22 protein-coding genes and 1 riboswitch are annotated in these 26,005 nt (G+C 69.7%); of the genes, 12 read left to right on the top strand and 10 right to left on the bottom strand.

Annotated features, from left to right (window positions below):
- Positions 1-7: 7 nt before the first annotated feature.
- From J2X21_RS17700 to J2X21_RS17675, 6 genes are read right to left on the bottom strand one after another with little or no spacing between them, the layout of a single operon-like run.
- Positions 8-1,096, bottom strand: coding sequence for a hypothetical protein (locus J2X21_RS17700; protein ID WP_310330791.1), 1,089 nt, complete (start codon positions 1,094-1,096; stop codon positions 8-10).
- Positions 1,097-1,115: 19 nt separating this feature from the next.
- Positions 1,116-1,724, bottom strand: coding sequence for a hypothetical protein (locus J2X21_RS17695; protein WP_310330789.1), 609 nt, complete (start codon positions 1,722-1,724; stop codon positions 1,116-1,118).
- Between the two features lie 42 nt (positions 1,725-1,766).
- Positions 1,767-3,758 carry a hypothetical protein gene (locus J2X21_RS17690; protein ID WP_310330787.1) on the bottom strand — a complete coding sequence of 664 codons (1,992 nt, stop codon included), beginning with the start codon at positions 3,756-3,758 and terminating at the stop codon, positions 1,767-1,769.
- A 27-nt stretch (positions 3,759-3,785) separates the two neighbouring features.
- Positions 3,786-5,048, bottom strand: a complete 1,263-nt coding sequence (locus J2X21_RS17685) for a hypothetical protein (RefSeq protein WP_310330785.1) — start codon at positions 5,046-5,048, stop codon at positions 3,786-3,788.
- A 35-nt stretch (positions 5,049-5,083) separates the two neighbouring features.
- Complete coding sequence (locus J2X21_RS17680; protein ID WP_310330783.1) at positions 5,084-6,130, bottom strand: hypothetical protein; 1,047 nt, start codon at positions 6,128-6,130, stop codon at positions 5,084-5,086.
- A gap of 27 nt (positions 6,131-6,157) precedes the next feature.
- Positions 6,158-7,351 (bottom strand): hypothetical protein, encoded by a 1,194-nt coding sequence (locus J2X21_RS17675; protein ID WP_310330781.1) that lies wholly within the window; start codon positions 7,349-7,351, stop codon positions 6,158-6,160.
- Between the two features lie 393 nt (positions 7,352-7,744).
- Between J2X21_RS17675 and J2X21_RS17670 the strand changes: the two genes are divergently transcribed.
- On the top strand, positions 7,745-8,257 hold the full coding sequence (locus J2X21_RS17670) for a helix-turn-helix transcriptional regulator (RefSeq protein ID WP_310330780.1): 513 nt from the start codon (positions 7,745-7,747) through the stop codon (positions 8,255-8,257).
- A 59-nt stretch (positions 8,258-8,316) separates the two neighbouring features.
- Positions 8,317-9,141: a MipA/OmpV family protein gene (locus tag J2X21_RS17665; RefSeq protein ID WP_310330778.1), complete on the top strand. Its 825-nt coding sequence runs from the start codon at positions 8,317-8,319 to the stop codon at positions 9,139-9,141.
- Positions 9,142-9,148: 7 nt separating this feature from the next.
- Here J2X21_RS17665 and J2X21_RS17660 read toward each other — a convergent pair whose 3' ends face one another.
- The gene (locus J2X21_RS17660; protein WP_310330777.1) at positions 9,149-9,457 is read right to left on the bottom strand and encodes an Mpo1-like protein; all 309 of its coding nucleotides are present in this window, start codon (positions 9,455-9,457) and stop codon (positions 9,149-9,151) included.
- Positions 9,458-9,594: 137 nt separating this feature from the next.
- Here J2X21_RS17660 and J2X21_RS17655 point away from each other — a divergent pair, with 137 nt between their 5' ends.
- The 4 genes from J2X21_RS17655 (at position 9,595) to J2X21_RS17640 (ending at position 15,810) form a co-directional block, all read left to right on the top strand.
- Positions 9,595-10,062: a CBS domain-containing protein gene (locus J2X21_RS17655; RefSeq protein ID WP_310330776.1), complete on the top strand. Its 468-nt coding sequence runs from the start codon at positions 9,595-9,597 to the stop codon at positions 10,060-10,062.
- Positions 10,063-10,138: 76 nt separating this feature from the next.
- Entirely contained in the window at positions 10,139-11,242 is a 1,104-nt protein-coding gene (gene aroC / locus J2X21_RS17650; protein ID WP_310330775.1) for a chorismate synthase, read from the top strand.
- Between the two features lie 148 nt (positions 11,243-11,390).
- Entirely contained in the window at positions 11,391-12,554 is a 1,164-nt protein-coding gene (locus J2X21_RS17645) for an efflux RND transporter periplasmic adaptor subunit (protein WP_310330774.1), read from the top strand.
- Between the two features lie 10 nt (positions 12,555-12,564).
- On the top strand, positions 12,565-15,810 hold the full coding sequence (locus J2X21_RS17640) for an efflux RND transporter permease subunit (RefSeq protein WP_310330773.1): 3,246 nt from the start codon (positions 12,565-12,567) through the stop codon (positions 15,808-15,810).
- Between the two features lie 170 nt (positions 15,811-15,980).
- Here the strand turns inward: J2X21_RS17640 and J2X21_RS17635 are convergent, their stop codons facing one another.
- Positions 15,981-16,457, bottom strand: coding sequence for a HEPN domain-containing protein (locus J2X21_RS17635; protein ID WP_310330771.1), 477 nt, complete (start codon positions 16,455-16,457; stop codon positions 15,981-15,983).
- A 113-nt stretch (positions 16,458-16,570) separates the two neighbouring features.
- Positions 16,571-17,503: a LysR family transcriptional regulator gene (locus J2X21_RS17630; RefSeq protein ID WP_310330770.1), complete on the bottom strand. Its 933-nt coding sequence runs from the start codon at positions 17,501-17,503 to the stop codon at positions 16,571-16,573.
- A gap of 72 nt (positions 17,504-17,575) precedes the next feature.
- Between J2X21_RS17630 and J2X21_RS17625 the strand changes: the two genes are divergently transcribed.
- On the top strand, positions 17,576-18,937 hold the full coding sequence (locus J2X21_RS17625) for an MFS transporter (RefSeq protein WP_310330768.1): 1,362 nt from the start codon (positions 17,576-17,578) through the stop codon (positions 18,935-18,937).
- 21 nt (positions 18,938-18,958) lie between these two features.
- Here the strand turns inward: J2X21_RS17625 and J2X21_RS17620 are convergent, their stop codons facing one another.
- Positions 18,959-20,239, bottom strand: a complete 1,281-nt coding sequence (locus tag J2X21_RS17620; protein ID WP_310330766.1) for a response regulator — start codon at positions 20,237-20,239, stop codon at positions 18,959-18,961.
- 151 nt (positions 20,240-20,390) lie between these two features.
- Positions 20,391-20,514: riboswitch (TPP riboswitch) on the top strand.
- An 89-nt stretch (positions 20,515-20,603) separates the two neighbouring features.
- On the opposite strand from J2X21_RS17620, the gene thiC reads away from it, so the two are divergent.
- The 5 genes from thiC to J2X21_RS17595 are packed head-to-tail and all read left to right on the top strand — an operon-like array spanning position 20,604 to position 25,998.
- Positions 20,604-22,487: a phosphomethylpyrimidine synthase ThiC gene (gene thiC / locus J2X21_RS17615; RefSeq protein WP_310330764.1), complete on the top strand. Its 1,884-nt coding sequence runs from the start codon at positions 20,604-20,606 to the stop codon at positions 22,485-22,487.
- Entirely contained in the window at positions 22,484-23,485 is a 1,002-nt protein-coding gene (locus J2X21_RS17610) for an FAD-dependent oxidoreductase (RefSeq protein WP_310330763.1), read from the top strand. Before thiC ends, J2X21_RS17610 begins: the two co-directional genes overlap by 4 nt.
- Positions 23,478-23,681: a sulfur carrier protein ThiS gene (gene thiS / locus J2X21_RS17605; RefSeq protein WP_310330762.1), complete on the top strand. Its 204-nt coding sequence runs from the start codon at positions 23,478-23,480 to the stop codon at positions 23,679-23,681. The genes J2X21_RS17610 and thiS overlap by 8 nt, the downstream gene beginning before the upstream one ends.
- The gene (locus J2X21_RS17600) at positions 23,678-24,472 is read left to right on the top strand and encodes a thiazole synthase (protein WP_404667368.1); all 795 of its coding nucleotides are present in this window, start codon (positions 23,678-23,680) and stop codon (positions 24,470-24,472) included. The genes thiS and J2X21_RS17600 overlap by 4 nt, the downstream gene beginning before the upstream one ends.
- Positions 24,469-25,998, top strand: a complete 1,530-nt coding sequence (locus J2X21_RS17595; protein ID WP_310330758.1) for a PfkB family carbohydrate kinase — start codon at positions 24,469-24,471, stop codon at positions 25,996-25,998. Before J2X21_RS17600 ends, J2X21_RS17595 begins: the two co-directional genes overlap by 4 nt.
- The last annotated feature ends 7 nt before the right edge of the window (positions 25,999-26,005 follow it).

Here is a 26,005-nt window from a genome sequence, read left to right as displayed (position 1 = left end):
CTTCATGTCATGCCGCCTGACGGACGCCCAACACGGACTGCAGGGCCGGCGTCACGCCCGGGAAGCCACGGCCCTCAGGCGTCATGCGGTACGCTGCCACCCAAGCCTCGGCATGCGCACCCATGGGCCGCACGACGCTCTGGAACAGGATGGGGTCGATGGCGGTCTTGAAGTCGTTGTCGGCGACGAACTGCAGGATGCGCCGGCCGCTCTCGGCCATCTTGGCGCGCTGGCTGGGCTCGGCCACGCCGCCGAGGTAGCGGTTGGACACGATCTCGACGACGTCCCACTTGGTGTTGGCGTCGAAGGCCTTCTTGATGTCAGGCGCGTCCAGCAACTGCAGCACGGTCTTCAGGTGGTGGCCGGTCTCCATGGCCAGCGAGAAGATGTTGCCGTAGGTGGAGCGGTCCAGCGCATAGCGCAGGTCCAGGCCGATGCGCTGCACGGTGGCCACGCTGCCGAACGGCCGCTGCTCGATGACCTGGCCGCCGCGTATGACCTCGCCGATCAGCAGGTCGCGGAAGTACTGACCCAGCGCCACCATGAAGCCCACCATCTGCCGGTGGAAGTTGCGGTTGGTGACGGCGCCGGCCGGCGCCTGCGCCGTGCCGTAGTTGAACGCGCGGCGGTAGGCCACCATGCGGTCGGCGCGCTTGTAGCGCAGCGGCTGCCACTTCTCCAGCAGGTAGAGGCCACGCGCGCCAGGGCCGCGCTGGATGCGCATCTTGCCCAGGCGGAACAGCCGCAGCAGCGTGTCCACCACCTCGAAGATCTTCATGCGTTCGTGCTGGTAGATGTAGTACAGCTCGGCCGCCGCATGCAGCTGGCTGGGCACGACGGCGTCGTCGAAGTCCGGCGTGATGTGCGGGTAGGAGATCTTGTCGAAGTCCGGCGGCCCGTTCTCGCCGAAGCCGACGAGGTCGAGGAAGCCGTCGCGGCCCTCGGCGCCGTTGGCGGCACCCTTCAGCAGTTCGCTGAAGCGCTGCTCGAAGGGCTGCTCGAACTTCTGCCGTTCGGCGGCGGGCATGGCCGCCAGCTGGTCGCGCAGGAAGGTCTCCCACAGCCGCTGGATGGTCTCGGTGGTCTGGAAGCTCATGGTGTTGCTCCGGCCGTCATCACTTCAGGAAGTCCACGATGTCGTGGGCCAGTCGGTCCATCTCGGCGTAGCGCCGGCCGCGCTCGGCCAGGTCGTTGCCGCGGAACGGGCCGAAGGCGTCGATGAAGCGCTTGTGCAGCTCCGGCGCCTTCTGGGCCAGCACCGCCTGCGCGGTCGTCGAGGCGGCCAGCAGCTCCTCCAGCGCCACGTCGTTCTTCAGCCGGCCCTTGTGCGGGGGGCTGGTGTGCTTGTCGTCCGGCGTCTCGTCCAGCGCGACGGCCTGGGCCTGCGTCAGCTTGCGGACCAGCGGGACCGAGTCGGCGTTGAGCCGGCCGCCCACCGACGACGGGCCGGCCTTGATCAGCACTTCGAGCCGGCCCAGCTGAGCCTTGGTCTCGCCGGCGAACCTGTTGAGATCCGCTTGCGTACCGAGCACGCTTTGCTGGGTGGTCGTCGTGATCCGCTCCACGCTGGTCAGCGTGGCCGGCACCGCGGTCAGGGCCTTGCCGTCCTGCACCAGCTGCCGCACCGCCTTGTCGATCTCGTCCACCGTGTCGGCCGTGGCGCCGAGGTTGAGGTGGAGCGGCTGGGCGGCGATCCGGTAGATCTCGGGAAAGTGTCTGTTCATGTCGAGCTCCTGCGCATGCGGCGGTGATGGGTCTGGAGGGGGCTAGCGGCGGCGGCGCAACGGGGCGTTGCTGGGGCGGCCGTTGCCGAGCCGGTCCACGCGCTCGACGAAGGTGTCGAACGTCGTCTCCAGCGTGGGCGGCAGGTCGATGTCGCCTTCCGTGCACGGGCGGCCGCTGACACGGATGACGGCCTCGCGCACCAGCGCCTGCACCAGGCTCAGCGACTGGTCGATCTGCGAGCAGTTGGCCACCAGCGAGTGCACCAGGTTGTCCCAGTTGGACTCCATCGCCTGCTGCAGGCACAGCTCCTGTTCGACAACGCCCAGGTAGGCGTCCAGCTCCGCGTCGCCCGTGACGGAGCGGTTGTGGCCGAGCAGGAAGCTGTCGGCCTGACTGAGCGTGCGGTAGAGCAGCGTCAGGTCGTCGATGCTGACGCGCGCCAGTTGCACGGTCGCCAGCTGGTCGCCCAGCGACTGCACCAACTGCTGGCGCGCCGCCGTGGCCTGCGCGTTCAGCCCGTTGAGGCCGGCGAGCTGGCGCTGCGTGTCGGCCACCACGTCGCCGATGCGGAAGACGGCGCTGCGCATGGCTTCGTCGTTGACGGTCCTCACATCAGGCCACAGCGTGTCGCGCACCTGTTCCAGGTTGGGGCGCAGGTCGGAGTCGGCCGGGATGCAGGAGGCGTCGTTGGGCTCCAGTTCGACGTTCAACACCTGCTCGATGATGAAGCCGTAGGCCGAGGCCCGGCGCTCGGCGGCGCCGAAGTTGACGAAGCCCAGCGAGTACAGGTCGATGGCGCGGTCGAGGTCGTACAGCACCTTGTCCAGCAGCACCAGGCAGCGCCGGTCCGTCTGGCAGCAGCTCTCGGCCGAGCAGTCGATGCCGTCGGCGATCAGGCCGCGCTGGGTCACCAGATCCACCAGCCGGCGGTCGGCCGGGTCCAGCCCCGTGCTGCCGTACAGGCCGTAGAACAGGATGGGCGGCCGGGCGATCTTCATCAGCCGGAAGCCACCGGCCGAGTCGAAGGCCGACGCGAACAGCTGCAGCGCCTCCAGGAAGGCATACAGCGCCGGCGACTCGGGGCTGACGCCGCGGCGCGCCACCACCACCATGCGGCGGAAGCGCTCCAGCGCCAGCGTGGCCGTGGAGCCCACTGCGCGCAGGCCCTCGGACGTGGTGTCGCCGCTGCGCTGCACCAGCTCGTCCATCGTGCGCGCCAGCTCGGTCTCCACCAGCAGCGAGCGCAGGTCGCTCTGACCCTGCGAGTCCAGCAGCTGGTTGAGCTGGCGGTAGGCATCCAGCCCGCGCGGCCAGTCTTCGGGGCCATAGGCCTGCTGCGTGCTGCCCACCAGGTTGCGCAGCGCGTAGATGACCGCATCGCGGCGCGTCTGCAGGTCGGAGTAGGCCACCTGCGGCACGTAGCGGCCGCCGCCGAAGCCCACGTTGGCCAGCGCCTCGCCCATGATGACCAGCAGCAGGTTGGCCGCCTCGTCCAGGCTTTGCGCGAGCTTGCGATAGTCGGTCAGCATGGCGGGCGTGTGCGCGCCCACGAGCCGGGCCAGCCGCGCGTAGTCGTTGAGCTGGCGGCGCATCGCGAAGCCCTTGTCGCGGTTGCGCGGGTCCAGCGCGAAACGGGCCGCGTTGTAGCCCTCGCTGAGCGCCGCGCGTATCGCCTGGCCCCAGCCGCGCAGCTCTGGCGCCACGTCCTTCAGCAGCGCGCTGCGCGACAGGTGTTCCAGGTCCACGTTGATGTCGTCCAGCGCCTGCTGCCATTCCGAGCCGCCGGCGGCGGTCAGCATCTGCACGACCGGCGGCGCGGCGCTGGCCGCCTGCAGGAAGGGCAGGCCGCGCGACTCCTGGCCTATGGCCTGGGCGCGCGGGTCGGCGCTGTAGCGCTGCAGCAGCGCCTGCGCCACCTGTTGCGGGTCGCTGGGATCGCCCACCTTCAGTTCGCGGCGGATCAGGTTGTCCAGCACCAGACGGTCTTGCCCGGTGTGCACGGTGGCGGTGGACAGGGTGTTGGAGGAGGCCATGGGTTGTCCTTGCTGTGAAAGTCGGGGTCAGGCGGCCAGCCGCAGCGCCGTGGGGCGCTTGCCGTTGCCGCTCAGTTGTTCGATGACGTTCTGGGCCAGCCGCGCCGGCGCGATGCGGCCGCTCTCCAGCGCGTAGTGCGCCGCGCTGACGACGTGGCGCGGCGGCAGCTCGGCCACCTGGCCGGCCTGCAGCCGGCGCGCGCCTTCCTGGATGGCGTCCTGGTCGGCGCGGTCGAAGCGGATCACGTCGGCCAGCGCGCGCTGGGCCAGGTTGCGCCGGGTCTGGAAGGCGATCTCGTCCACCACCTCGGGGATGAGCCGCGGCGCGCTGCTCATCAGCCCGGCCGGGATGCGGTGGCCGTTCTGCGCACGGTACAGGCCTTGCCAGACGCGCAGCAGCTTGGTCGCGTCGTCGCCGAAGCCCATGCGGCGCATCATCTCGGCCAGCAGGTAGACGCGCAGGTAGGCCGTTGGATGCGCGCCGCCGGGGCGGAAGGTCATCGTGCGCGGCTGCGGATGGGCCAGGAAATCGGCCATGCCCCAGGCCGCCGCCGGCCCGCCGAGCAGGATGGCGGCGAGATCCGCAAAGATCTCCTTGTGCCAGCGCCCGTAGACCGAAGCCAGCATGGGGCCGGAGCGGCCCATCACGCGGCGCAGCACCGCCTGGCGGTTCTCCTGCCAGATGCCGGCATCGGCCTGGAGGTTGTGCGCCACCTCGTGCAGGAACACGCTCTGCCACGGCTGGTCGCGGTCCCAGGGGATGCGGATCAGCGGAAAGGGGTTGGCCTCGCCCAGCAGCCGCGACAGCGACACGTCGCGCCGCATCGTCGCCGGCGAGTAGCCGTGCTCCATGTACGACACCGGCTTCAGCAGCGGCGCATCAAACAGCCGCGGCGCGGTCTGGCGGATGGCGCGGTAGCAGTCGGCCGCGATGTTGTCGTGCGCCGCCAGCGACGGCCCGAAGGCCGTGCCGCGCTGCGCGAACACCTCGTAGAACATGCCGAACAGGCGTCGCGCGCGGTCCAGCTCGCGCTCCACCAGCGCGATGTCCACCAGCACGCGCTGCGGCGCGCGTTGGTTCACATCGGTCTGCAGGTCCTCGAAGCGCTGGCGGATGCGCTGCTCCACCGCCGCCAGCCGCGCGTTGGCCACGCGGAAATGCTCGGCGGACGGTGCGTAGGGCATGTCCTGCGGGCGCAGGCCCACGAAGGCGTTGTCCACGCGCGCGAGCCGCGAGAGCCGGGCCGACAGCCCGGTGATCTTGGCCTGCAGAAAGCGCCGCACGCTCATGATCCGCCCCTTCTTGTTCTGTGTGGTGATTGCGCTCAGCGGCAGCGCAGGTTGATGACCACCGGGCCACGCGCCAGCACGCGGCGGCCGCGGGCGCAATGCGGGCAGCCGCCGCCCACGCGGGTGATGCGGCCGGTCGTCACCGCCACCTGGCGGGCGATGGGCGCCACGGCGCGTGCCACCACCTGCGCGGCGCGGCCGGGTGGCGTCACGCGGCGGGCCGGAGCCACCAGCGGGCGCGACAGGCGTTGCACGGTCTGCGGGCGGGCGGCTACCTGACGCGTGACGCGTTGCACCGCGCGCACCGCCTGGCGGGCCGGCAGCCGGCGGCGCTGCACGACGCGACGCGTGGCCGTGACGGCACGCGCCACCGCACGCGCGGCCGGCGGGCCCTGGCGGCGCACGGCACCGCGCACGGCCTGGCTGACGGCACGCACCGCGGCGCGGCGCACCGGGGCGGCGGCCCGCGCCACGCCCGGCAGCGCACGGCGGATGACCATGCCGGCCAGCACCGGGGCGGCGGCGTCGATGCCGTCCTCGTCCAGCCCGTCCACCAGTTCGTCGAAGGCCTCGAACTCGTCGGCGCCGTCGGCCAGCAGGCGGCCGGCCACGTTGGCGATGCGGCCGATCATCTGCGCCTGCGGCAGCGGAATCATGCTGGCGATGGGAGCCACCGTGCGCGCCACGCGGCCGATGCCGCGGCCCACGCCGCGGGCGATGCGGCCCAGGCGGCGGAAGAACTCGTCGCCGTCGCCAGCGTCCATCGCGTCGGCCACGGCCGCTTCGAAGGCGTCGTCACCATCGTCATCGGCGGCGTCGAACTCGTCGTAGTCGTCGCCTTCGTCGAACTCATCGAACTCGTCGAAGCCCTCGCCACCACCGCCGCCCATCAGGCCGCCGGCCACGCGGCCGATGCCGCCCAGCAGGCGACCAAGGAATTCGTCGTCGCCCTCGTCGGCGCCGTCGAACTCATCGCCCTCGTCGAATTCGTCGAACTCGTCGTAGGCACTGATCTGGCGTGCCGGGCCATCTGCGGCGTCGGACATCAGGTCGTCCATCACGTCGGCTTCGAATCGGTCCATGGTGATCTCCTTGCGTTGAACTGGCGGTTAGCGCGGCGTGACCGTCAGCGAGACGGGGCCGTCGATGTTGAAAGTGCGGGTGCCGGTGATGCGGTTGCTGCGCTGGCCGCGGCCCACGCGGTTGTCGCGCGCCAGCGGTGCGGCGGCCGGCCGCGGGCGGCTGGCGGCACTGCCGCCCGCGCTGGGCTGGACCAGGCGGCGCAACGTCTGCGGTTGCTGGGCCACGCGGCGCGCGGTGGCCGGCAGCGCGCGCCGCACCGCCTGCGCCGCGCGCTGCGGCGTGGGCGTGCTGCGCGTGGCCACGCGGGCGGCCGACTGGGCCAGCCGGGGCAGGGCGCGCACGGCGCCGCGGCCGCGCTGGCGCACCAGCTCGCGGGCGGCCGACGCCGTGCCGCGCACGATGGCGCGACGGCCGGCTTGCGTCAGGTGGTTCACGTTGCGGAAGCCCAGGCCGCGCGCCGCGGCACGGGCCGCAAGGGCCACGACGGCGGGCAGCGCCTCGTCCACGCCGTCCTCGAACGCATCGGCCAGCGCATCGAAATCGTCCATCTCGTCGCCGCCGCTGCCGATCAGCTGGCTCAACTGGCCCAGCACGCCTTGCGCGCTGCCGGCCGTGTTGGCCACGCCGCCGGCCAGGCGCCCGGCGGTGCCGGCCCAACCTTGAACGCGGCGCGCGCCACCGGCCACGTTGCGCAGGCCGCCGGCAATGCCGCGGGCACCCAGCATCTGCGCCAGCCGCGACGCCGCCATCGCGGCGGGCGACACCTGGCCGGCCACGCGGCCCACGCCGCCGGCCACGCGCTGGGCCTGGCGGGCGATGCCGCGCACGCGGCCCGCCATGCCGGCCGCGCCGCCCAGGCCACGCCGCAGCATGCCGCCGGCGCGACCCAGGCCACCGAGGATGCGGCCGAGGAACTCGTCCTCGTCGGCGGCGTCCAGGCCGTCGGCGACTTCGTCCTCGAACGCGTCCCACAGCGCCATCGCGTCGCCGCCCTCGGCGCCGTCGTCGGCGAAGTCCGCACCATCGTAGGCGTCGGCCTCGAAGCCATCGGCACCGTCGCCGAGGTCGCCCCCGTCGTCATCGCCGAGGTCTTCCATCAGGTCCATGCCGTCGCTGCTGTCGGCTTCGTCGAAACCCTCGTCGGCGCCGTCGCTCACGTCGGCGGCATCGAGGGCGTCAGCCTCGTCCATCAGCTCGTTGTCAAAGGGGTTCTGATCCATTCGGGGCCTCCAAGCCAAGGCGGCATCGCTACCGTGAGGTCACTCTAGGCAGCGGCGTGCGGCGCGACAAAACGTGTTTTGTGCTGGCCGCATGCGGGGTGGCGAGGAGTGAGCAGCGCTGACGCACCAACGCATCGGCACGCCCTCGTTTGAGGGCATCGATGGGGGTGACGCGCGAGAGACGCCCGCGGACGCATGATGCGCAGCCACTCGGTAGCCGGCGTCCAGCACTTATTCACGTCGCCAGACCCCAAGCTTGCCCGGTGCCGGCGGCGGCGGTCTTGGCAACAATGCCTGCGCCCTGGCAATCCGAGAGCGGGACCTCGTCCACTTCAGGGAGAAGCGTTATGGCCAGCTTGCATGCACGACGACAGCGATGCGCCGAGGTCTGACATGAACATGCCTCGCGACATTCCCGATGCCGAAGCCGCCGCGGCGAGCCTGGAGCTGGGTGGCCACAGCCTGCGCATCGTCTGCGTGGATGAGCGCCTGCCGGACCACGCCGCCACACCAGGCAGCTCGCGGCTGCGGCAGTGCTATTTGCCCGACGAGATCGTGCATTTCGAATGGGCCGGCCATCGCTACGCGGTGGTGCCCGACAGCGTGGCTGCGCCGTCGCCGCGCGCCGCTGCCGAGCTGCACACACTGCTCACCAACCGCGAGCTGCAGATCGTGCAGCTCATCTGCAACGGCCTGCTGACCAAGCAGGTCAGCGCAAGGTTGCACATCAGCGAGTTCACGGTGCGCTCCTACCTGAAGACCATCTACTGCAAGCTGGGCGTGCGCTCGCGCGGCGCGATGGTCTACACCTATGCGCAGTCGCTGTCCCGTGGCGCCAAGGTCGACGCGACTGACACGTCCGAGGCGCGACAGGTCATCTCGGTCATGACAAAGGACCGGAACTGACACATCTGCGCTGCGTTGGCTGACACACGGCGGGCGACGCCGCGAGTAGTCTGGCCCGCATGAGTGCCAGGTCCGTCGTCCTTGCCATCGCTGCCGCGGCGGTCCTGCCGGTGCAGGCGCAGTCAACGCCGCCGCGCGAAGAGCGCGCCGAAAGCCCGCCCGCGCGCTATCTGCTGGGCGTGGCGATGGCGACCGGCCCCGAGTACGAAGGCGCCCGCACGCGCGACACCAAACTCAAGCCCGTGTGGGCCGCCAAGATCGGCCGCATCCGCATCACGACCGCCGGCGGCAGCGCGCTGCTGGGCTTTGGCCGCGAAGGCGCTGGCGCGGGCGCCAGCACGCAGCTGGTGGAGACCGACCAATGGCGGCTGGGCATCTCGGCCAGCATCGACGGCGGCCGCGACAGCGGCGATGCCAGCACCACGCAAGGCCTGCCGGATGTACGGCGCACGCTGCGCGCGCGGGTCTACGCGAACTACAGCCTCACGCGCGACTGGAACGTCGGCGCCTCGGCCTCGCAGGACGTGCTGGGCCGCGGCGGCGGCCTGACGCTCAGCGTGGACACTGGCTGGCGCCTCTACCGCAGCGACTCAACGGAGTGGACCACCGGCATCGGCGTGTCGGCGGCCGATTCGCGCAATATGCGCAGCTACTTCGGCGTTCCCGTTTCGGCCGTGACCGCCAGCGGCAAGCCGGCCTATGAGCCCGGCGCCGGGCTGCGCGACGTGCATGCCGGCATCAACTTCAAGCACATGTTCGCCAAGCACTGGTTCGTGTTCGGCTCGGCCGGCGCCAGCCGCCTGCTGGGGCCGGCAGCGGACAGCCCGCTGGTGCAGAAGCCGGGCGGCGCCTCGGCGCAGATCGGCGTGGCCTGGCGGAACTAGCTTCGGGCTAGAGCTTGACTCGTCCACGCCAGATATCGGCGTACATGACCCAGTCGCCCATCAGGCTGTAGAACGGGTACTTGAACGTGGCCGGCCGGTTCTTCTCGAAGAAGAAATGCCCCACCCACGCGAAGCCGTAGCCGCACAGCAGCATGTTCAGGAACCACACCGGTCGGCCGGTGGCCAGCAGCTGCCAGAGGCACACCAGCACCAGCGTCGAGCCGATGAAGTGCAGCCGCCGGTTGCGGCGGTCGCTGTGCTCGCGCAGGTAGAAGGGGTAGAAGTCCGCGAAGCGGGAGAAGCGTTGGTCGCTCATGCAGCGATTCAAGCGCTCCGCCCCTGTTGCGGCAAGGGAGCTATCCCTGTCACGCAGGCGTCGGCTGGTGCTTGTCTGGGTGTGGTTGGGCGGGCAGACTGTGCTATGTTGACCGCGTATCTCTCACGGAGGCCCCTATGAAAGTCGTCGATATCCTGCGTGTCAAAGGCGGCACCCTTTTCACCGTCACGCCCGATGAGGCGCTGAAAGATTCGCTGGCCGTGATGGCCGAGCGCGACATCGGCTCGCTGGTGGTCATGGACCACGGCGAGCTGGTGGGCATGCTGACCTTCCGCGAGGTCATCCAGGCCGTCGTGAAGAACGGCGGCGCGGTGGGCTCGACCATCGTGCGCACGGTCATGGACGACGCGCCGCTGACCTGCACGCCCGAGACCGAGATCGACGAGGTGCGCCGCATGATGCTGGGCCGCCACGCGCGCTACATGCCGGTCATGAACGGCAAGACGCTGATGGGCGTGATCTCGCTGTACGACGTGGCCAAGGCCGTGGTGGACAGTCAAGACTTCGAAAACCGCATGCTGAAGGCCTACATCCGCGACTGGCCCGTGGAGGAGAACCCCGCGGAAGTCGAGCCCAAACTCTGAGCGACCCTCCGGTTCCCGACAAGGCGGCCTTTTCAGGCCGCTTTTGCTTGTGCGCGGCATCTAAAATTTCGGGCATATGTCAGGCAGCACCTTCGGCGAACTCTTCCGCGTCACCAACTTCGGCGAAAGCCATGGCCCGGCCATCGGCTGCGTCATCGACGGCTGCCCGCCCGGCCTTGCGCTCAGCGAGGCCGACATCCAGCCCGAGCTGGACCGGCGCCGCCCCGGCACCAGCCGGCACGTCACGCAGCGCAACGAGCCCGATGCGGTCAAGATCCTGTCCGGCGTCTACGAGGGCGTCACCACCGGCACGCCCATCTGCCTGCTGATCGAGAACACCGATCAGCGCAGCAAGGACTACGGCAACATCCTCGACACCTTCCGCCCCGGCCACGCCGACTACACCTACTGGCGCAAGTACGGCGTGCGCGACCCGCGCGGCGGCGGCCGCTCGTCGGCGCGGCTGACCGCGCCCATGGTGGGCGCCGGCGCCGTGGCCCGCAAATGGCTGCGCGAGAAGTTCGGCACCGAGTTCCGCGGCTGCATGACGCAACTGGGCGACATCCAGATCCCGTTCGAGGGCTGGCAGCACGTGGGCCAGAACCCGTTCTTCGCGGCCAATGCCAGCAAGATCGAGGAGCTGGAGGCCTACATGGACGCCTTGCGCAAGGCCGGTGACTCGGTCGGCGCTCGCATCCGCGTGGAAGCCACCGGCGTGCCGGTGGGCCTGGGCGAGCCGCTGTTCGACAAGCTGGACGCCGACATCGCCTACGCGCTGATGGGCATCAACGCCGTCAAGGGCGTGGAGATCGGCGAGGGCTTCGGCGTCGTGTCGCAGCGCGGCACGCAGCATGGCGACGAGCTGAGCCGCGAGGGCTTTGCCAGCAACAACTCGGGCGGCGTGCTGGGCGGCATCTCCACCGGCCAGGACATCGTGGCCAGCATCGCGATCAAGCCCACCAGCTCCATCCGCAGCCCCAAGGCCAGCATCGACCGTGCAGGCAACCCGACCACGGTGGAAACCTTTGGTCGCCACGACCCCTGCGTGGGCATTCGCGCCACGCCCATCGCCGAGGCGATGCTGGCGCTGGTGCTGATGGACCATGCGCTGCGCCACCGCGCCCAGTGCGGCGACGTGGTGCTGCCGGTCGACCCCATCGCGGCCAGCCGGCCCGCCTGATCTGCAGTTCGTCGCGCTGAGGCGGCGGGCCCGATCGGCCGCCGATGCAGCTCAGCCCCCGCAATCCGCGTTTCGTCACAAGTCCGCTGCGCCACTCGTCTTGCATTTCTAGACTGCAAAGGTCTGTCTAGAAGTGTTTGGGGGAGTCATGCGCAAGTCGTACAAGTTGGGGGCTATCGCCGCCGTGGTGCTGGTAGTGGGTGGGGCCGGTGTGGCCGTCATGGCCAGCAAGGGTGACGGGCCCAAAAAGCCCGGCGAGGCCAAGCCCAAGACGACGCTGGAGTTCGTGGCCAGCGAGGTCGTCAAGCCGGTGGTCACCGCCATGCCGGCACAGATCGAGTTCAGCGGGCCCCTGGTGGCGCCGGGCACGGTGGTCGTGCGGGCCAAGTCCAACGGCACGCTGCTGAACCTGGCTGTGGGCGAGGGCAGCCGCGTCAAGGCCGGCCAGGGGCTGGGCCAGGTGGACCTGGAGGAGCTGCGCTACCGCATCGCCGAGCGCGGCGCCAGCGTGGAGGCCATGCGGGCCCAGATGGACCAGGCCGAGCGCAGCTACAAGGCCAACGAGGGCTTGGCCTCCAAGAACTTCATCGCGCAGACGGCGCTGGACAACTCCAAGGCCGCCTATGAATCCGCCCGCGCCAATTGGCAGGCCGCCAAGGCGCAGCTGGACACCAGCCAGGTGACCATGCGCCAGGCGGCGCTGGTGTCGCCCATCAACGGCATCGTCTCCAAGCGCCACGCGCTGCCGGGCGAGAAGCTGGCCGCCGAGCAGCAGATCCTGACCATCGTGGACCTGGCCAAGCTGGAACTGGCCGGCCTGGTGGGCACGCACGAGGTCAGCCGCCTGCAGCCGGGCATGGCGGTGCAGGTCAAGGTCGAGGGCGTGGAGCAGCCGGTGGAGGCCAAGATCGCACGCATCGCGCCCGCCGCCGAGCCGGGCACGCGCTCCATCGGCGTGACGCTGGTGCTGGACAACCCCAAGGAGTTGTACCGCGCCGGCCAGTACGCCGCCGCCAAGGTGGTGCTGGCCGACGACACGCAGCGCCTGACCGTGCCCATTGCCGCCATCAGCCGCAACTCGGGCCAGGAACAGGTCTGGATGATCGAGAACGGCACGCTGGCACGCCGTATCGTCACCACCGGCCGCAGCGATGCCCGTGAGGGTCGCGTCGAGATCCTGACCGGTCTCAAGCCCGGCGCCCAGGTGCTGGCCGCGCGCTTCGACAACCTGCGTGAAGGCGACCCCGCCGCCATCGTGGCGACCAAGTCGGCCAAGGTCGCGAGCGCCGCCTCGGCGCCGGCGCAACAGTGAGGGCCGCGTCATGTGGATGACCCGCGTTTCCATCCAGAACCCGGTCTTCGCGACCATGGTGATGGTGGCCCTGTGCGTGCTGGGCCTGTTTGCCTACTCGCGCCTGGGCGTCGAGCAGATGCCCGACATCTCCTTCCCCGGCGCGATGGTGGACGTGCGCTACCCCGGCGCGTCGCCTGAGGCGGTCGAGCGAGAGATCGCCAAGCCGCTGGAAGAGGCGCTGAACACCATTGCCGGCATCGAGCGCATCCAGTCGCGCAGTTTCGAAGGCCGCGTGCAGGCCAGCGTCGAGTTCTCGCTGAACGCCGACATGAATCGCGCCATGCAGGACCTGCGCGACCGCGTGGCTGCCGCGCAGTCCATGTTCCCGCGCGATGCCAAGCCGCCCACGGTGCAGCGCTTCCAGAACGACAACGCCCAGCCGGTCGTCGTCATGGCGTTGCTGAGCGCCACGCGCGGCTCGCGCGAGCTGTCCATGATGGCCGACCTCATCGTCTCCAAGCGCCTGGGGCGCGTGGAAGGCGTGGCCAAGGTGGATGTTGGCGGCATGACCACCCGCGAGGTGCGCATCGACCTCGACCCGATGCGGCTGCGCGCCTACGGCGTGACGCCGGCCGAGATCGCCAAGGCGCTGGCCGATGCCAATGCCGACCAGCCGGTGGGCCTGCTGTCCGACCAGACCTCCGACGCCATCCTGCGCGTGGAAGGCCGCGTGAAGGACCCCAAGGCCTTCGGCAACATGGTGATCGCCCGCCGCGGCAACCTGGCGCTGACGCTGAACGACGTCGGCACGCTGGTCGAGCGTGAGCGCGAGCAGGACAGCATCGCCCGCATCAACGGCCAGCCGGCCGTGAGCTTCAACGTCTTCAAGCAGCAGGACGCCAACATCGTCAAGACCGGCGACGCCATCAAGGAGACGATGGACGAACTGCGCAAGACGCTGCCCAAGGACGTCGAGCTGCGCCTGATCTATGCCGCCAGCGACTTCGTGAAAGGCTCGCTGACCGGCCTGCAGCACACGCTGATCGAAGGCGCGCTGCTGACCGTGGCCATCGTGTTCCTGTTCCTGCACAGCTGGCGCTCGACCATCATCACGGGCCTGACGCTGCCCATCGCCGTCATCTCCAGCTTCATCGCCGTGCATGCCTTCGGCTTCACGCTGAACTTCATGACGATGATGGCGCTCTCCCTGTGCATCGGCCTGCTGATCGACGATGCCATCGTCGTGCGCGAGAACATCGTGCGCCATGTGGGCATGGGCAAGGACCACCGCCAGGCGTCGTTCGACGGCACCAACGAGATCGGCCTGGCCGTCATGGCGACGACCTTCGCCATCTGCGCGGTGTTTGTGCCCGTCGCCTTCATGGGCGGCATCATCGGCAAGTTCTTCTACCCCTTCGGCATCACCGTGGCGGTGGCCGTGCTGGTCAGCCTGTTCGTCAGCTTCACGCTGGACCCCATGCTGTCCTCCGTCTGGCAAGACCCGCCGAACGCGCGCATCAAGCATTGGCCCGTCATCGGCCATCTGATCCGCGCGACCGACTGGGGCATGGATCGCCTGCACGACTTCTACGCCAAGACCATCGACTGGGCCTTTTCCGGCCGCCGCTACCGCGTGTTCGTGCCGCCGGTGCCCGCCTACGGTCGTCCCTTCGATGCCCAGGGCAAGCGCGACAAGGCCGCCAAGCGCCGGCTGCGCTTCGCGACGTTGACGCCGCGTGGCCTGGTGATGTGGGGCGCGTTTGCCAGCTTCGTCGCGGCGCTGATGCTGGCGCCCATGGTGGGCAGCGAGTTCGTGCCGCAGACCGACAACGGCTTCACGCAGGTCAACCTGCGCATGCCCGTGGCCAGCAGCATCGAGCGCGGCAGCGCCAAGGTCGCGCAGATCGAGGAGATCCTGAAGGGCTATCCCGAGATCAAGACCGTGTCGTCCGTCGTCGGCAGCACCGGCGAGGGCATGGCCACCGGCCGCAACCAGGCGTCGCTGAACATCACGCTGACCGAGCGCAGCGAACGCAAGCGCACGCAGAAGGAGATCGAGGACGCAATCCGCGCCGACATTGCCAAGATCCCCGGCATCGAGGTCAGCGTGGGCTTCGACCGCCCGATCTGGATCACGCTGCTGGGCAGCGACCCCGAGGTGCTGACGCAGGCCGCCAAGGACCTGGTCGAGAACATCAAGAAGATCCCCGGGGCGGTGGACGTGGACACGACGGTCAAGCCCGGCCTGCCGGCCTTTGCCGTGCGCTTGAAGGACTCCGCCATCCGCGAGCTGGGCCTGACCGCGCCGCAGATCGCGTCCTGCCTGCGTGCCTACGTCAACGGCGAGATCGCGACCTACTGGACCACGCCGGACGGCAACCAGGTGGAAGTGCTGCTGCGCCTGCCGCGCGACCAGCGCGAGCGCATCGAGCAGATGGCCAAGCTGCCGGTGGCCTTCTCGGCCTCGGGCGCGCCCATCACGCTGGACCAGGTCGCCACCATCGAGCCCGTGTTCAACCCCGAGGTCATCCGCCGCGAGAACCTGCAGCGCCGCGAGGCCGTGTTCGCCGGCGTGCAAGGCCGCCCGGGCGGCGACGTGAACGCCGATGTGCAGAAGCTCATCAAGGCCACGCAACTGCCGCCGGGCACCAGCTTCAAGGTGGACGGCGCCGGCAAGCAGCAGGCCGAGGCCTTCAACGGCCTGCTCGCGGCGATGGCCCTGGCCGGCATCTTCATCTACATCGTGCTGGCCAGCCAGTTCGGCAGCTTCCTTCAGCCCATCGCGATCATGGCGTCGCTGCCGCTCGCCTTGATCGGCGTGATGCTGGCGCTGCTGCTGTGGCGCTCGACGCTGAACGTGTTCTCGATGATCGGCCTGGTCATGCTGATGGGCCTCGTCACGAAGAACGCCATCCTGCTGGTGGACTTCGCCAACCACGCCCGCAAGGCCGGCGCCACGGTGGCAGAGGCACTGCGCGAGGCCGGTCTGATCCGCATGCGCCCCATCATCATGACGACGGCCGCCATGGTGTTCGGCATGCTGCCCATGGCCATCGCGCTGAACGACGGCGGCGAGATCCAGGCACCCATGGGCCGCGCCATCATCGGCGGCGTCATCACGTCGACGCTGCTGACGCTGGTGGTGGTGCCGGTGCTGTACAGCTATCTGGTGCGCGAGAAGAAGCCTGTTGTGAAGGCTGCTGAAGAGCAGGGCGGTGGAACCGCGCTGCCGCTGCACGGCATGCCGGGCGCGATGCCGGCGGACAAGGAATAACCGATCTCCCTCGAGCGCTTCAGCGCCTGGGCCGGCCGCGTGAGTGGTCGGCCCTTTTTGTTGGTGGAATGGGTAGAAATGTTGATGTGTGAAGAATCAACCTTGTAGTCCAGCCGACCGTACGGCGGAGCTAGCCAGGAATCGGTGCAAGGAAACGTTGGCGGGCATCATCACCTTGCTTGGTACCCGACAACCGGGCCAATGCCGTAGACAAGTTTTCGTGCAACTTGCTCCAGTGGCCCGAATACCGGATACGTTTTTGCGCCTGTGACGATGTACTGGAGCTGCTTTGATGCATAGAGCGAGTTCAGCAATTCCACTGTGGCTTCATCTTCCGGCGTAAGCGGTACCGCATCAAAAAGCCCCAACTCCTTTGCCTTACGAAGGGCGCGATGTATTTCATGCCCAAAGTCTTGCCTGAGCCTCTTCAGTTCTACGCCCTTGTGCAGTAGGTAGGCCTTGAGCGCCAGCTCGATGGCCTGCCCAACTAGGAACATTACTGGGATGGGGGCGATGAGTTCATAGCCTGCGTGCTTGCCAAGTACATCGTCGGCCGCGATAGCCGCCCGGAAGAAATCCGTCGCATAGCGCGCTAAGCCAACCGGAGTAGTCCGGCTTGGATCGTCATGTAGCCGTATCGTGCTCATTCGCTCTAACGTTCTAGGGCGAGCCGGTGCTGCCGCGCAACAACGAAGCCACCGCCGCAACTGATTGATGGGCAACGACTATGCCAACAAACATCGGTAAGAGCAGCGCGTTGTTACCGGCTTGAAGATGCGCTTGGCGCACGATGGGCTACTGAAGCCGGCTGTGCTGTACAGACGTCCCGCACACAGCCCCGCAGCCACCGGTGCGCCGCATCCCCCTCCATCCGCGGATGCCACAGCAGCGACACGGTGAAAGGTTCCAGCGCCAGCGGTAGCGCAAGGCTTGTCAGGCCCGCACGCAGATGGCCCGTATGCCGCTCGGGCACCGTCGCGATCAGGGCCATGCCGCGTGCCAAGGCCAGCGCCTCGGCGAACCCCGCTACCGTGACGGCGATGTCCCGGCTCAGGCCCAGGGTCGACAGCGCGTCGTCGATCGGCCCGGCCGCCGTGCCGCGCCGCGAAATGGCGACATGCCGGCCGGCCGCGTAGCGCTTGGCCGTCAGCCGGCCGCGCGCCAGCGCATGGTCATCGCGTACGACGGCAACGAAGCGGTCACGGAACAGTGCCTGCGTGCGCAACTCGGGCCCCATCGTCGAGCCGATCACGCCGGTCTCCAGGTCCACGCTGCCATCGCGCAGCGGCCCGCTGTCACGATCGGACTTGGGCACGAAGCGCAGCCGCACACCGGGCGCTTCGCTCGCCATGCGCGCCAGCAGCGCCGCGCCGAAGTTCTCGACAAAGCCCTCACGCGTGCGCAGCGTGAACTCGCGCTCCAGTTTGTCCAGCTTCAACGCATCCGCCGGCCGTAGTGCCGCCTGAGCCTCCTGTACCAGCGGGCCGATGCGTTCGCGCAGTTCCAGCGCACGAGGGGAGGGCACCAGCCCACGCCCCGCGCGCACCAGCAGCGGGTCGCCGGTGGCTTCGCGGAGCCGGGCGAGGGACCGGCTCATGGCCGACGGGCTCAGCCGCAGCCTGCGCGCGGCACCGGCGACGCTGCCCTCAGTCAGCAGGGCGTCCAGCGTCAGCAGCAGGTTCAGGTCAGACATGGCGTCTCATGCATTGATGAAGTGCAGATGATGCGTCTTCCGCCAGGCCTCACCAATGCCTAAGGTCTGGGCATGAACACCGTCACCCTTGATTCAACCCCCACCGCGCCCGCTGCCGGCGTGATCGCCACGCTCGCGCTGGCCACCTTGTTGCCCTCGCTGGCGGTCAGCAGCGCCAACGTGGCGTTGCCGACGCTGGCCAGCGCCCACGGTGCCGGCGTCGCCGACGTGCAATGGGTCGTGCTGGCCTACCTGCTGGCGACGACAACGCTCATCGTCGGCGCCGGCCGCCTGGGCGACCTGATCGGGCGGCGCCGCTTGCTGCTGGGAGGCATCGCGCTGTTCACGGCGGCATCGGCGCTGTGCACGCTGGCACCCACGTTGCCGCTGCTGATCGCCGCACGTGCGCTGCAGGGCGTGGGCGCTGCAGCCATGATGGCGTTGACGATGGCCTTCATCGGCGCGGCACTGCCGAAAGCAAGCGCCGGCACGGCGATGGGGTTGCTGGGCACGATGTCGGCCGTCGGCACGGCACTGGGGCCGTCTGTGGGGGGCATCTTGATCGCAGCCTTCGGTTGGCCCGCGATATTTGCCGTCAACGTTCCGCTGGGTTTGCTGGTGCTGGCGATGGCATGGCGCTACCTGCCCGCGGACCGGGCGAGCCAACCTGCGGCGGGCTTTGATCTGCCGGGCACGTTCTGGCTGGCGTTGACGCTGGCGGCCTACGCGCTGGCGATGACCCAGCATCTCGGCCTGCTGGCGGTGGCCGCGCTGGGCCTGCTCGGCTTCGTGCGCGCCGAGGCCCGCGCCGCGGCGCCGTTGGTCAGCCTGCAGCGGCTGCGCGAGCCGGTGCTGGGCATGAGCCTCGTCATGAACGCGCTGGTCACGACGGTCATGATGACGACGCTGGTCGTCGGGCCTTTCCACCTGGCGCGGGGTCTCGGGTTGAGCGCTGCAACGGTCGGCGGGTTGATGTCCATCGGACCCGCCGTGTCGGCGTTCAGCGGCGTGCCGGCCGGCCGCCTGGTCGACCGTTTCGGCGCTCATCGGGCCATGGTGCTGGGCCTCGCACTGATGGTGTCGGGCAGCCCGCTGCTGGCGTTGCTGCCGGCCGGCAGCGCGCTGGCCTACGTCGGCCCACTGGCGATCCTGACGCCCGGCTATGCGCTCTTCCAGGCGGCCAACAACGCCGCAGTGATGGGCGGCGCCGACCCGGCCCAGCGCGGCGTGGTCTCGGGCTTGCTGAACCTGTCGAGGAATCTGGGCCTGGTAACGGGCGCGTCGCTGATGGCCGCGGTGTTCGCCGCCTGGACGGGCCCGGTCGCGGCGCCTGCCGACGTCGCGGTAGGCATGCGGCACACCTTCGGCGTCGCAGCGGTGCTGCTGCTGGTGGCGCTGGCGGCCTGGCGGTTGGGGCGCAGGCAAGCCGCGTGATCGTTCAGCAGCAGGGCAGTCTCACGCTTCCATGGGTGTGGCTCGCCCTGGCAGCACCCGGTGCAATTCGTCGGCCAGGACCCGCAGGTTCATGGGCTTGCTGAGGTAGCCGTCCATGCCCGCGCTCATGCAGGCACTACGCCGCAACTCGCTGTCACCGGCCGTGGCCGCGACGATGGGAAACGGCGGCAAGGTGCCGATGCGCTGCAACGACCGCAAGTGCTCGCTGGCCTCCAGCCCGTCCATGACGGGCATGTCCACGTCCATCAGGACCATGTCGGGGGGCTCATCGCAGCAGGAGTCGAGGGCCTCGATGCCATCGCAGGCAACCACCACCTCGTAGCCCAGCGCTTCGAGCTGGCCCCGGGCCACGATCTGGTTGACCAGGTTGTCGTCGACGACAAGCACACGCCGACATTCCTGGACGTAAAGCGGCGCCGGCGACGTCAGTCGCGACAGCGCCGTCGAGGTCCGCATGTCGACGTGGGCCGTGAAGCGTTCCAGTTCCAGCGGGCTGAGCGGCAGCACCCGGATGTCGACCGGGCCGCGGCCGCGCTGGCGAAGCGTGTCGGAGCCCGCGACCACGGCCAGCACCGTCCAGAGGCTGGGCAGGGCCTCGGCCACCTGTTCAAGCAGCGGCAGTTCCTCGCCGTCGTGCTCGGCGACGATCATCAGCATCGGGGCCAGCCCTGAAGACGTTGCCGCCGCGGCGTCTTCCAGCGATGCAAACGACAACACATGCCAGCCCAGCAGGCGCAAGCGCATCTCGACCGAGTCCAGTGCGCCGGGCACCACGCTCACCAGCCATGCCACGGTGCCAGCGGCATCGGGCGTGTGCTCGAACGGCGGCTCTTCCGCCGCCACGTCACCCTTCAGTGAAATGACCAGCCCGTTCTCACCGGCGTCGACGAACTGGACGGTGCCGCTCGTGGCGGGACATGGGCCTTCTGCATGAGGCACGAGGCTGCCGTCCGGATCGGCCGTTTCCGGCACCAGGCGCAGGCGCTGCAACACGCCCACGACGTCTGACGTGCGGCTGGCTCCGGTGCCAGCAGCGTGGATGACGATGTTGCTTCGCCCGAACACCGGCGCCGACACCTCGGCGCTGAACATGACGAAGCCCGACTCGAAGCAGTCGACGATGCCCAACAAGATGCGGTGGATGCCCGCCCTCAGGTAGGGCCCCGGGTCGCCGAGCTCCAGGCGCGGCCCGCGATAGTCGAAGTAGGCAACAAGCCCCTTCCTCCTGGCATGTGGCAGGACGTCGCGCGCGCTCTGCGTGAAAAGCTCTGAAAACTCCATGGACACACAACTGCTAACTTGCCGGCAGGGTAGGTGCAAACCCGTTACTACATCGTTTCCAAATGTGGATGAACCCGCTTGCCGGAAACTTTGCGATGCAACTTGGCGGATTGGCGCGGCGCTCGGCGGGCCCTGGACCCGTGCCACAATCGCCCCCGCTCCGGGGTGCCGGGGCCTGCCTTGTTGCAGGCCTTGACGCTGAGACGGTCGATGACGACCGAACCCGTGAACTTGAACCGGCTAGTACCGGCGTAAGGAGAGCGCATGCCACGCGGCGTGCAGGCGAAGCCCATCCGTGGGCGCTCGCCCGTACCTCGCAGGCGGCCTTGGAGCAATCGATCAACTGCTCCAGGAGACCGCCGCGATGAATGCCCCCGACCCCCACATCTCCCTGGCCGAGCGCCTGTCGCTGACGCGCGAGCCCTTCCAGGCGTCCACCAAGGTCTATGTGCCTGGCAGCCGGCCCGACGTGGCCGTGCCCATGCGCGAGATCGCGCTGACGAACGGCGAGCGCGTCGTCGTGCACGACACCTCCGGCCCCTACACCGACGCCAGCGCGCAGATCGACGTGCGCCGTGGCCTGCCGCCGATACGCTCCAATTGGGTGAGCGACCGCGCCGACGCCGAGGCCTACACCGGCCGCACCCGCGTCGCGCTGGACGACGGCGGCAAGGAAGACAACGAGCGCATCCTGCAACTGCGCGCCGAGGCCGCCGCGCTGCAGCGACAGCCGCGCCGTGCGCAAGCCGGTGCCAACGTCAGCCAGATGCACTACGCGCGCCGCGGCATCGTCACGCCGGAGATGGAGTTCGTCGCGCTGCGCGAGAACGGCAAGCGCGAATGGATGCGCGACTATCTTGGCGACGCCGAGCGTGAGCAGCGCCTGAAGGGAAACGCGATGGGCGCCCGCATTCCCGACATCATCACGCCCGAGTTCGTGCGCGACGAGGTGGCCCGCGGCCGTGCCGTCATCCCGGCCAACATCAACCACACGGAGCTGGAGCCGACCATCATCGGCCGCAACTTCCTGGTGAAGGTCAACGCCAACATCGGCAACTCGGCCGTCACGTCCAGCATCGAGGAAGAAGTCGAGAAGCTGGTGTGGAGCATCCGCTGGGGCGCGGACACGGTGATGGACCTGTCCACCGGTCGAAACATCCACACGACGCGCGACTGGATCGTTCGCAACTCGCCCGTGCCCATCGGCACGGTGCCCATCTACCAGGCGCTGGAGAAGGTGGGCGGCGTCGCCGAAGACCTGACCTGGGCCATCTTCCGCGACACGCTGATCGAGCAGGCCGAGCAGGGCGTCGACTACTTCACCATCCACGCCGGCCTGCGGCTGCCGTTCATCCACCTCACCACCAAGCGCCGCACGGGCATCGTGTCGCGTGGCGGCTCCATCCTCGCCAAGTGGTGCATCACGCATCACCGCGAGAACTTCCTGTACACGCATTTCGAAGAGATCTGCGAAATCATGAAGGCCTACGACGTGACCTTCTCGCTGGGCGACGGCCTGCGCCCCGGCAGCGGCGCCGACGCCAACGACGAGGCGCAGTTCGCCGAGCTGAAGACGCTGGGCGAGCTGACGCAGATCGCGTGGAAGCACGACGTGCAGACCATGATCGAAGGCCCCGGCCATGTGCCCATGCACCTGATTCAGGCCAACATGGACGAGCAGTTGAAGCACTGCCACGAGGCGCCGTTCTACACGCTGGGCCCGCTGACCATAGACATCGCGCCGGGCTACGACCACATCGCCTCGGCCATTGGTGCGGCCATGATCGGCTGGATGGGCACGGCCATGCTGTGCTACGTGACGCCCAAGGAGCACCTGGGCTTGCCCGACCGCGACGACGTGAAGCAGGGGCTGATCGCCTACAAGATCGCCGCGCATGCGGCCGACATCGCCAAGGGCCACCCCGGCGCGCGGGCACGCGACGACGCGATGAGCAAGGCGCGCTTCGAGTTCCGCTGGCATGACCAGTTCGCGCTCGGCCTGGACCCCGACACGGCGCGCGACTATCACGACGAGACGCTGCCCAAGGACTCGTCCAAGGAAGCGCATTTCTGCTCCATGTGCGGCCCCAAGTTCTGCTCGATGAAGATCACGCAGGACGTGCGCGACTACGCCAACGCCCATGGACTGGAGGCGGCCGATGTGGCCGCGGAGGGCATGGCGCAGAAGTCCGCCGAGTTCAAGGCGGCGGGCGGCGAGTTCTACATCCCCATCAAACCGCAGGCGTGAAGCAGATCGCCATTGCAGGCGCCGGCGTCATGGGCCGGCTGCTGGCCTGGCAGCTGGCTCGGGCGGGGCATCGGGTGCAGGTCGTGGACCCCGCCTCGGGCCCTCACGAGCCCGGTGCCGCGGCCTTCACGGCAGCCGGCATGCTGAGCCCGCTGGCCGAGCAGGAGCATGCGGAGCCCGACGTCGTCGAGCTGGGCTGGCGTTCGCTTGCGCTGTGGCCCGGCATTGCCGCGGCCTTGGGCCGGCCGCAGCTCGTGAAGACCGAGGGCAGCCTGCTGCTGGCGCATGGCTGCGACGCGGGCGCGGCGCAGCGCGTGCTGTCCCGCATCGAGGACGGTCCCGAGCCGCTGAATCGTGCCGCGCTGCAGATGCTGGAGCCGGCGCTGGCGCCCGACCTCAAGGCCTGGTGGCTGCCCGGCGAGGGCCAGGTGTTGCCGTGCGAGCTGCTGGTGGCGCTGGCCGAGCAGGCGCCGGGCGTCGACTGGCAATGGGGGCGGCGCGCCACCGCCGTCCAGCCGCACTGCGTCGAGCTGGATGACGGCTACCGCCTTGATGCCGACCTCGTCATCGACACGCGCGGCCTGGGCGCCAAGCCCGACATGGCGACATTGCGCGGCGTTCGCGGCGAGATTCTGTGGCTGCATGCGCCCGGCGTTGCGATGCACCGGCCCGTGCGGCTGATGCATCCGCGGCATCGCGTCTACCTCGTGCCGCGGCCGGGCGACGTCATCGTCGTCGGCGCCTCCGAGGTGGAGAGCGAGGACCGCTCGCCGGTCAGCCTGCGCAGCGCCGTCGAGCTGATGGCGGCCGCTCACAGCGTGCTGCCGGCGCTGGCCGAGGCGCGCATTGTTCACATGGAAACCAACCTGCGCCCGGCGCTGCCGGATCACCGGCCCTGCGTCACCCACGAGCGCGGCCTGCTGCGCATCAACGGCCTGTTCCGCCACGGCTGGCTGCTGGCGCCGGCGCTCGCCGAGAAGGCACTTCAACATGTCTGAGTTCACGCTCAATCATCAGCCTCAGCCCTGGCGCGAAGGCTTGAACGTCGCGGCGCTGCTGGCCGAACAGGGCCGGGCCGATGACGCGGTCGCGACCGCGCTGAACGGCGCCTTCGTGCCGCGCGCGCGCCGCGCGGCGACGCTGATCCAGCCCGGCGACGAGCTGACGCTGATCCAACCCATCACTGGCGGATGACCATGACCTGGACCCTCTACGGCCGCAGCCTGGCGAGCCGCTTCCTGCTCGGCACCGCCGGCTACCCATCCCCCGACGTGCTGCGCCAGGCCATCCACGCCAGCGGCGCCCGCGTGCTGACCGTGGGCTTGAAGCGCACCTTGGCGGCGGCGGGCGACAACGGCTTCGTCGCGGCCATCCGCGACACGCTGCGCCAGAGCGGCGGCCAGCTGCTGCCCAACACCGCCGGCTGCCGCACCGCGCAGGAGGCCGTCACGCTGGCCCACATGGCGCGCGAGCTGTACGACACGACGTGGATCAAGCTGGAGGTCGTCGGCGACGAATACACGCTGCAGCCCGATCCGTGGGAGCTGGTCTCGGCCGCAGAGCAGTTGGTCAAGGACGGCTTCGACGTCTTTCCCTACTGCACCGACGACCTCGTCACCTGCCGCCGTCTGCTGGACGTGGGCTGCCAGGTGCTGATGCCCTGGGGCGCGCCCATAGGCTCGGGTCAGGGCCTGCTGAACCCGTTCGCGCTGCGCACGTTGCGCGAACGCCTGCCCGGCGTGCCGCTGATCGTGGACGCCGGTATCGGCGCGCCGTCGCATGCGGCGCAGGCGATGGAGTTGGGCTTTGATGGCGTGCTGCTGAACTCTGCGGTCGCGCAGGCCGGCGATCCGGTCCGCATGGCCGCGGCGTTTGGCCAGGCCATTGCGGCCGGGCGACTGGGTTTCGAGGCCGGCGTGATGGCCCGACAGGACATGGCGGTGGCCAGCACACCGGTGGGCGGGAGGCCCTTTCTGATCTCATGAACAAGCCGATCATCTGGAGCATTGCCGGCTTGGACAGTGGCGGCGGCGCGGGCCTGTCCGCCGACCAGCGCGCGGCTGACGTGATGGATGTGCACCTGTGCCCCGTGGCCGCCTCGCTGACCGCGCAGAACAGCGTGGCCGTCGAGGCCGTACTGCCGGTCTCGCCCGAGCGGCTGGAGGCCCAGCTCGCCGCGCTGGCCGACGACCTGCCGCCCGCCGTCATCAAGACCGGCCTGCTGGGCGGCGTGGAGCAGCTGCGCGTCGTCACGCGCTGGGTGGACCGGCTGCGCGCGCGCGGCCCCGTCGCGCTGGTGGTGGACCCGGTGCTGCGCGCCACCACCGGCGCCAGCTTTGCTGACGACGCCATGCTGCGCGCCTACCGCGACGAACTGCTGCCGCGCGCCACCGTTGTCACGCCCAACCGCCGCGAGGCCACGCGCCTGGTGGGCGACGGCGAGCCCGCGGTGCAGGCGCTGGAGCTGCAATCGCTGGGCGTGCAGGCCGTCTGCATCACCGGCGGCGACGAGGCCGGGCCGCTGGCGCTGGACTGGCTGCACAGCCGCGACGCGCGCGGCTGGCTGGCGCTGCCGCGCCGCGACGCCCGCAACCACCATGGCACCGGCTGCTGCTTCGCGACCGCGCTGGCCGCCGCGCTGGCACGCGGCTTCGTGGCGGCCGACGCGGCCGTGCTGGCCAAGATGCTGACGACCTCCGGCCTGCGGGCCGGGCCGTCACCCGGCGCGGGCGCCGGCCCCGTGCGGCCCGATGCCGGCTTCATCACCGACCCGACGCTGCTGCCGGCGCTGTTCGACGAGCGGCGCGACTGGCCGCTGCAGCGCCACCCGGCGCCCGCCGTCGAAGGCGTCTACGCGATCACCGACAGCGGCTCCCACGCGGCCGCGCTGTTCGACGCGGGGCTGCGCACCGTGCAGCTGCGCATCAAGCGAACGGACGACGAGGGTGATGCCGCGTGGCGGGCCCGGCTGCGCGCCGAGATCAAGGCCGCGCGCCGGCCCGGCAGCACGCTGATCGTCAACGACCACTGGCGCGAGGCCATCGCGATGGACGTGGACTTCGTGCATCTGGGCCAGGAAGACCTGCTGGCCTTGTCCAGCGCCGAACGCCGCGAACTGGCCGACGCGCGTGCCCGCGGCCTGCGGCTAGGCCTCAGCTCGCACAGCCTGTGGGAGCTGGCCCGTGCGGTTGCGTGGGCGCCGGACTACGTGGCCTGCGGCCCCTTGTGGCCCACTACCACCAAGGCCATGCCCTGGCGGCCGCAGGGGCTGGACAACCTGAGCTGGTGGGCTGCGATGGCGCCCATGCCGGTGGTGGGCATAGGCGGCGTGCTCGCGCCGGAGCAACTGGTGCAGATCGCCGCGTGCGGCGCCGCGGCCGGCTGCATCGTGCGTGGACTGGCACCGGGGGCGGTGCATTCGCCTGAGGACTGGCTGCAGGCCTGGCGCAGCGGCGCGGGCATGCCGCTGGTGGTGGAGCCGGGCTGGCCCCACCCCAGCCTGCCGACCTGAGTCAGCC

The sequence above is a fragment of the Roseateles asaccharophilus genome (assembly GCF_031458115.1).
GTDB lineage: Bacteria > Pseudomonadota > Gammaproteobacteria > Burkholderiales > Burkholderiaceae_C > Pelomonas > Pelomonas asaccharophilus_A.
This window is presented reverse-complemented; position numbering and strand designations above follow the sequence as displayed.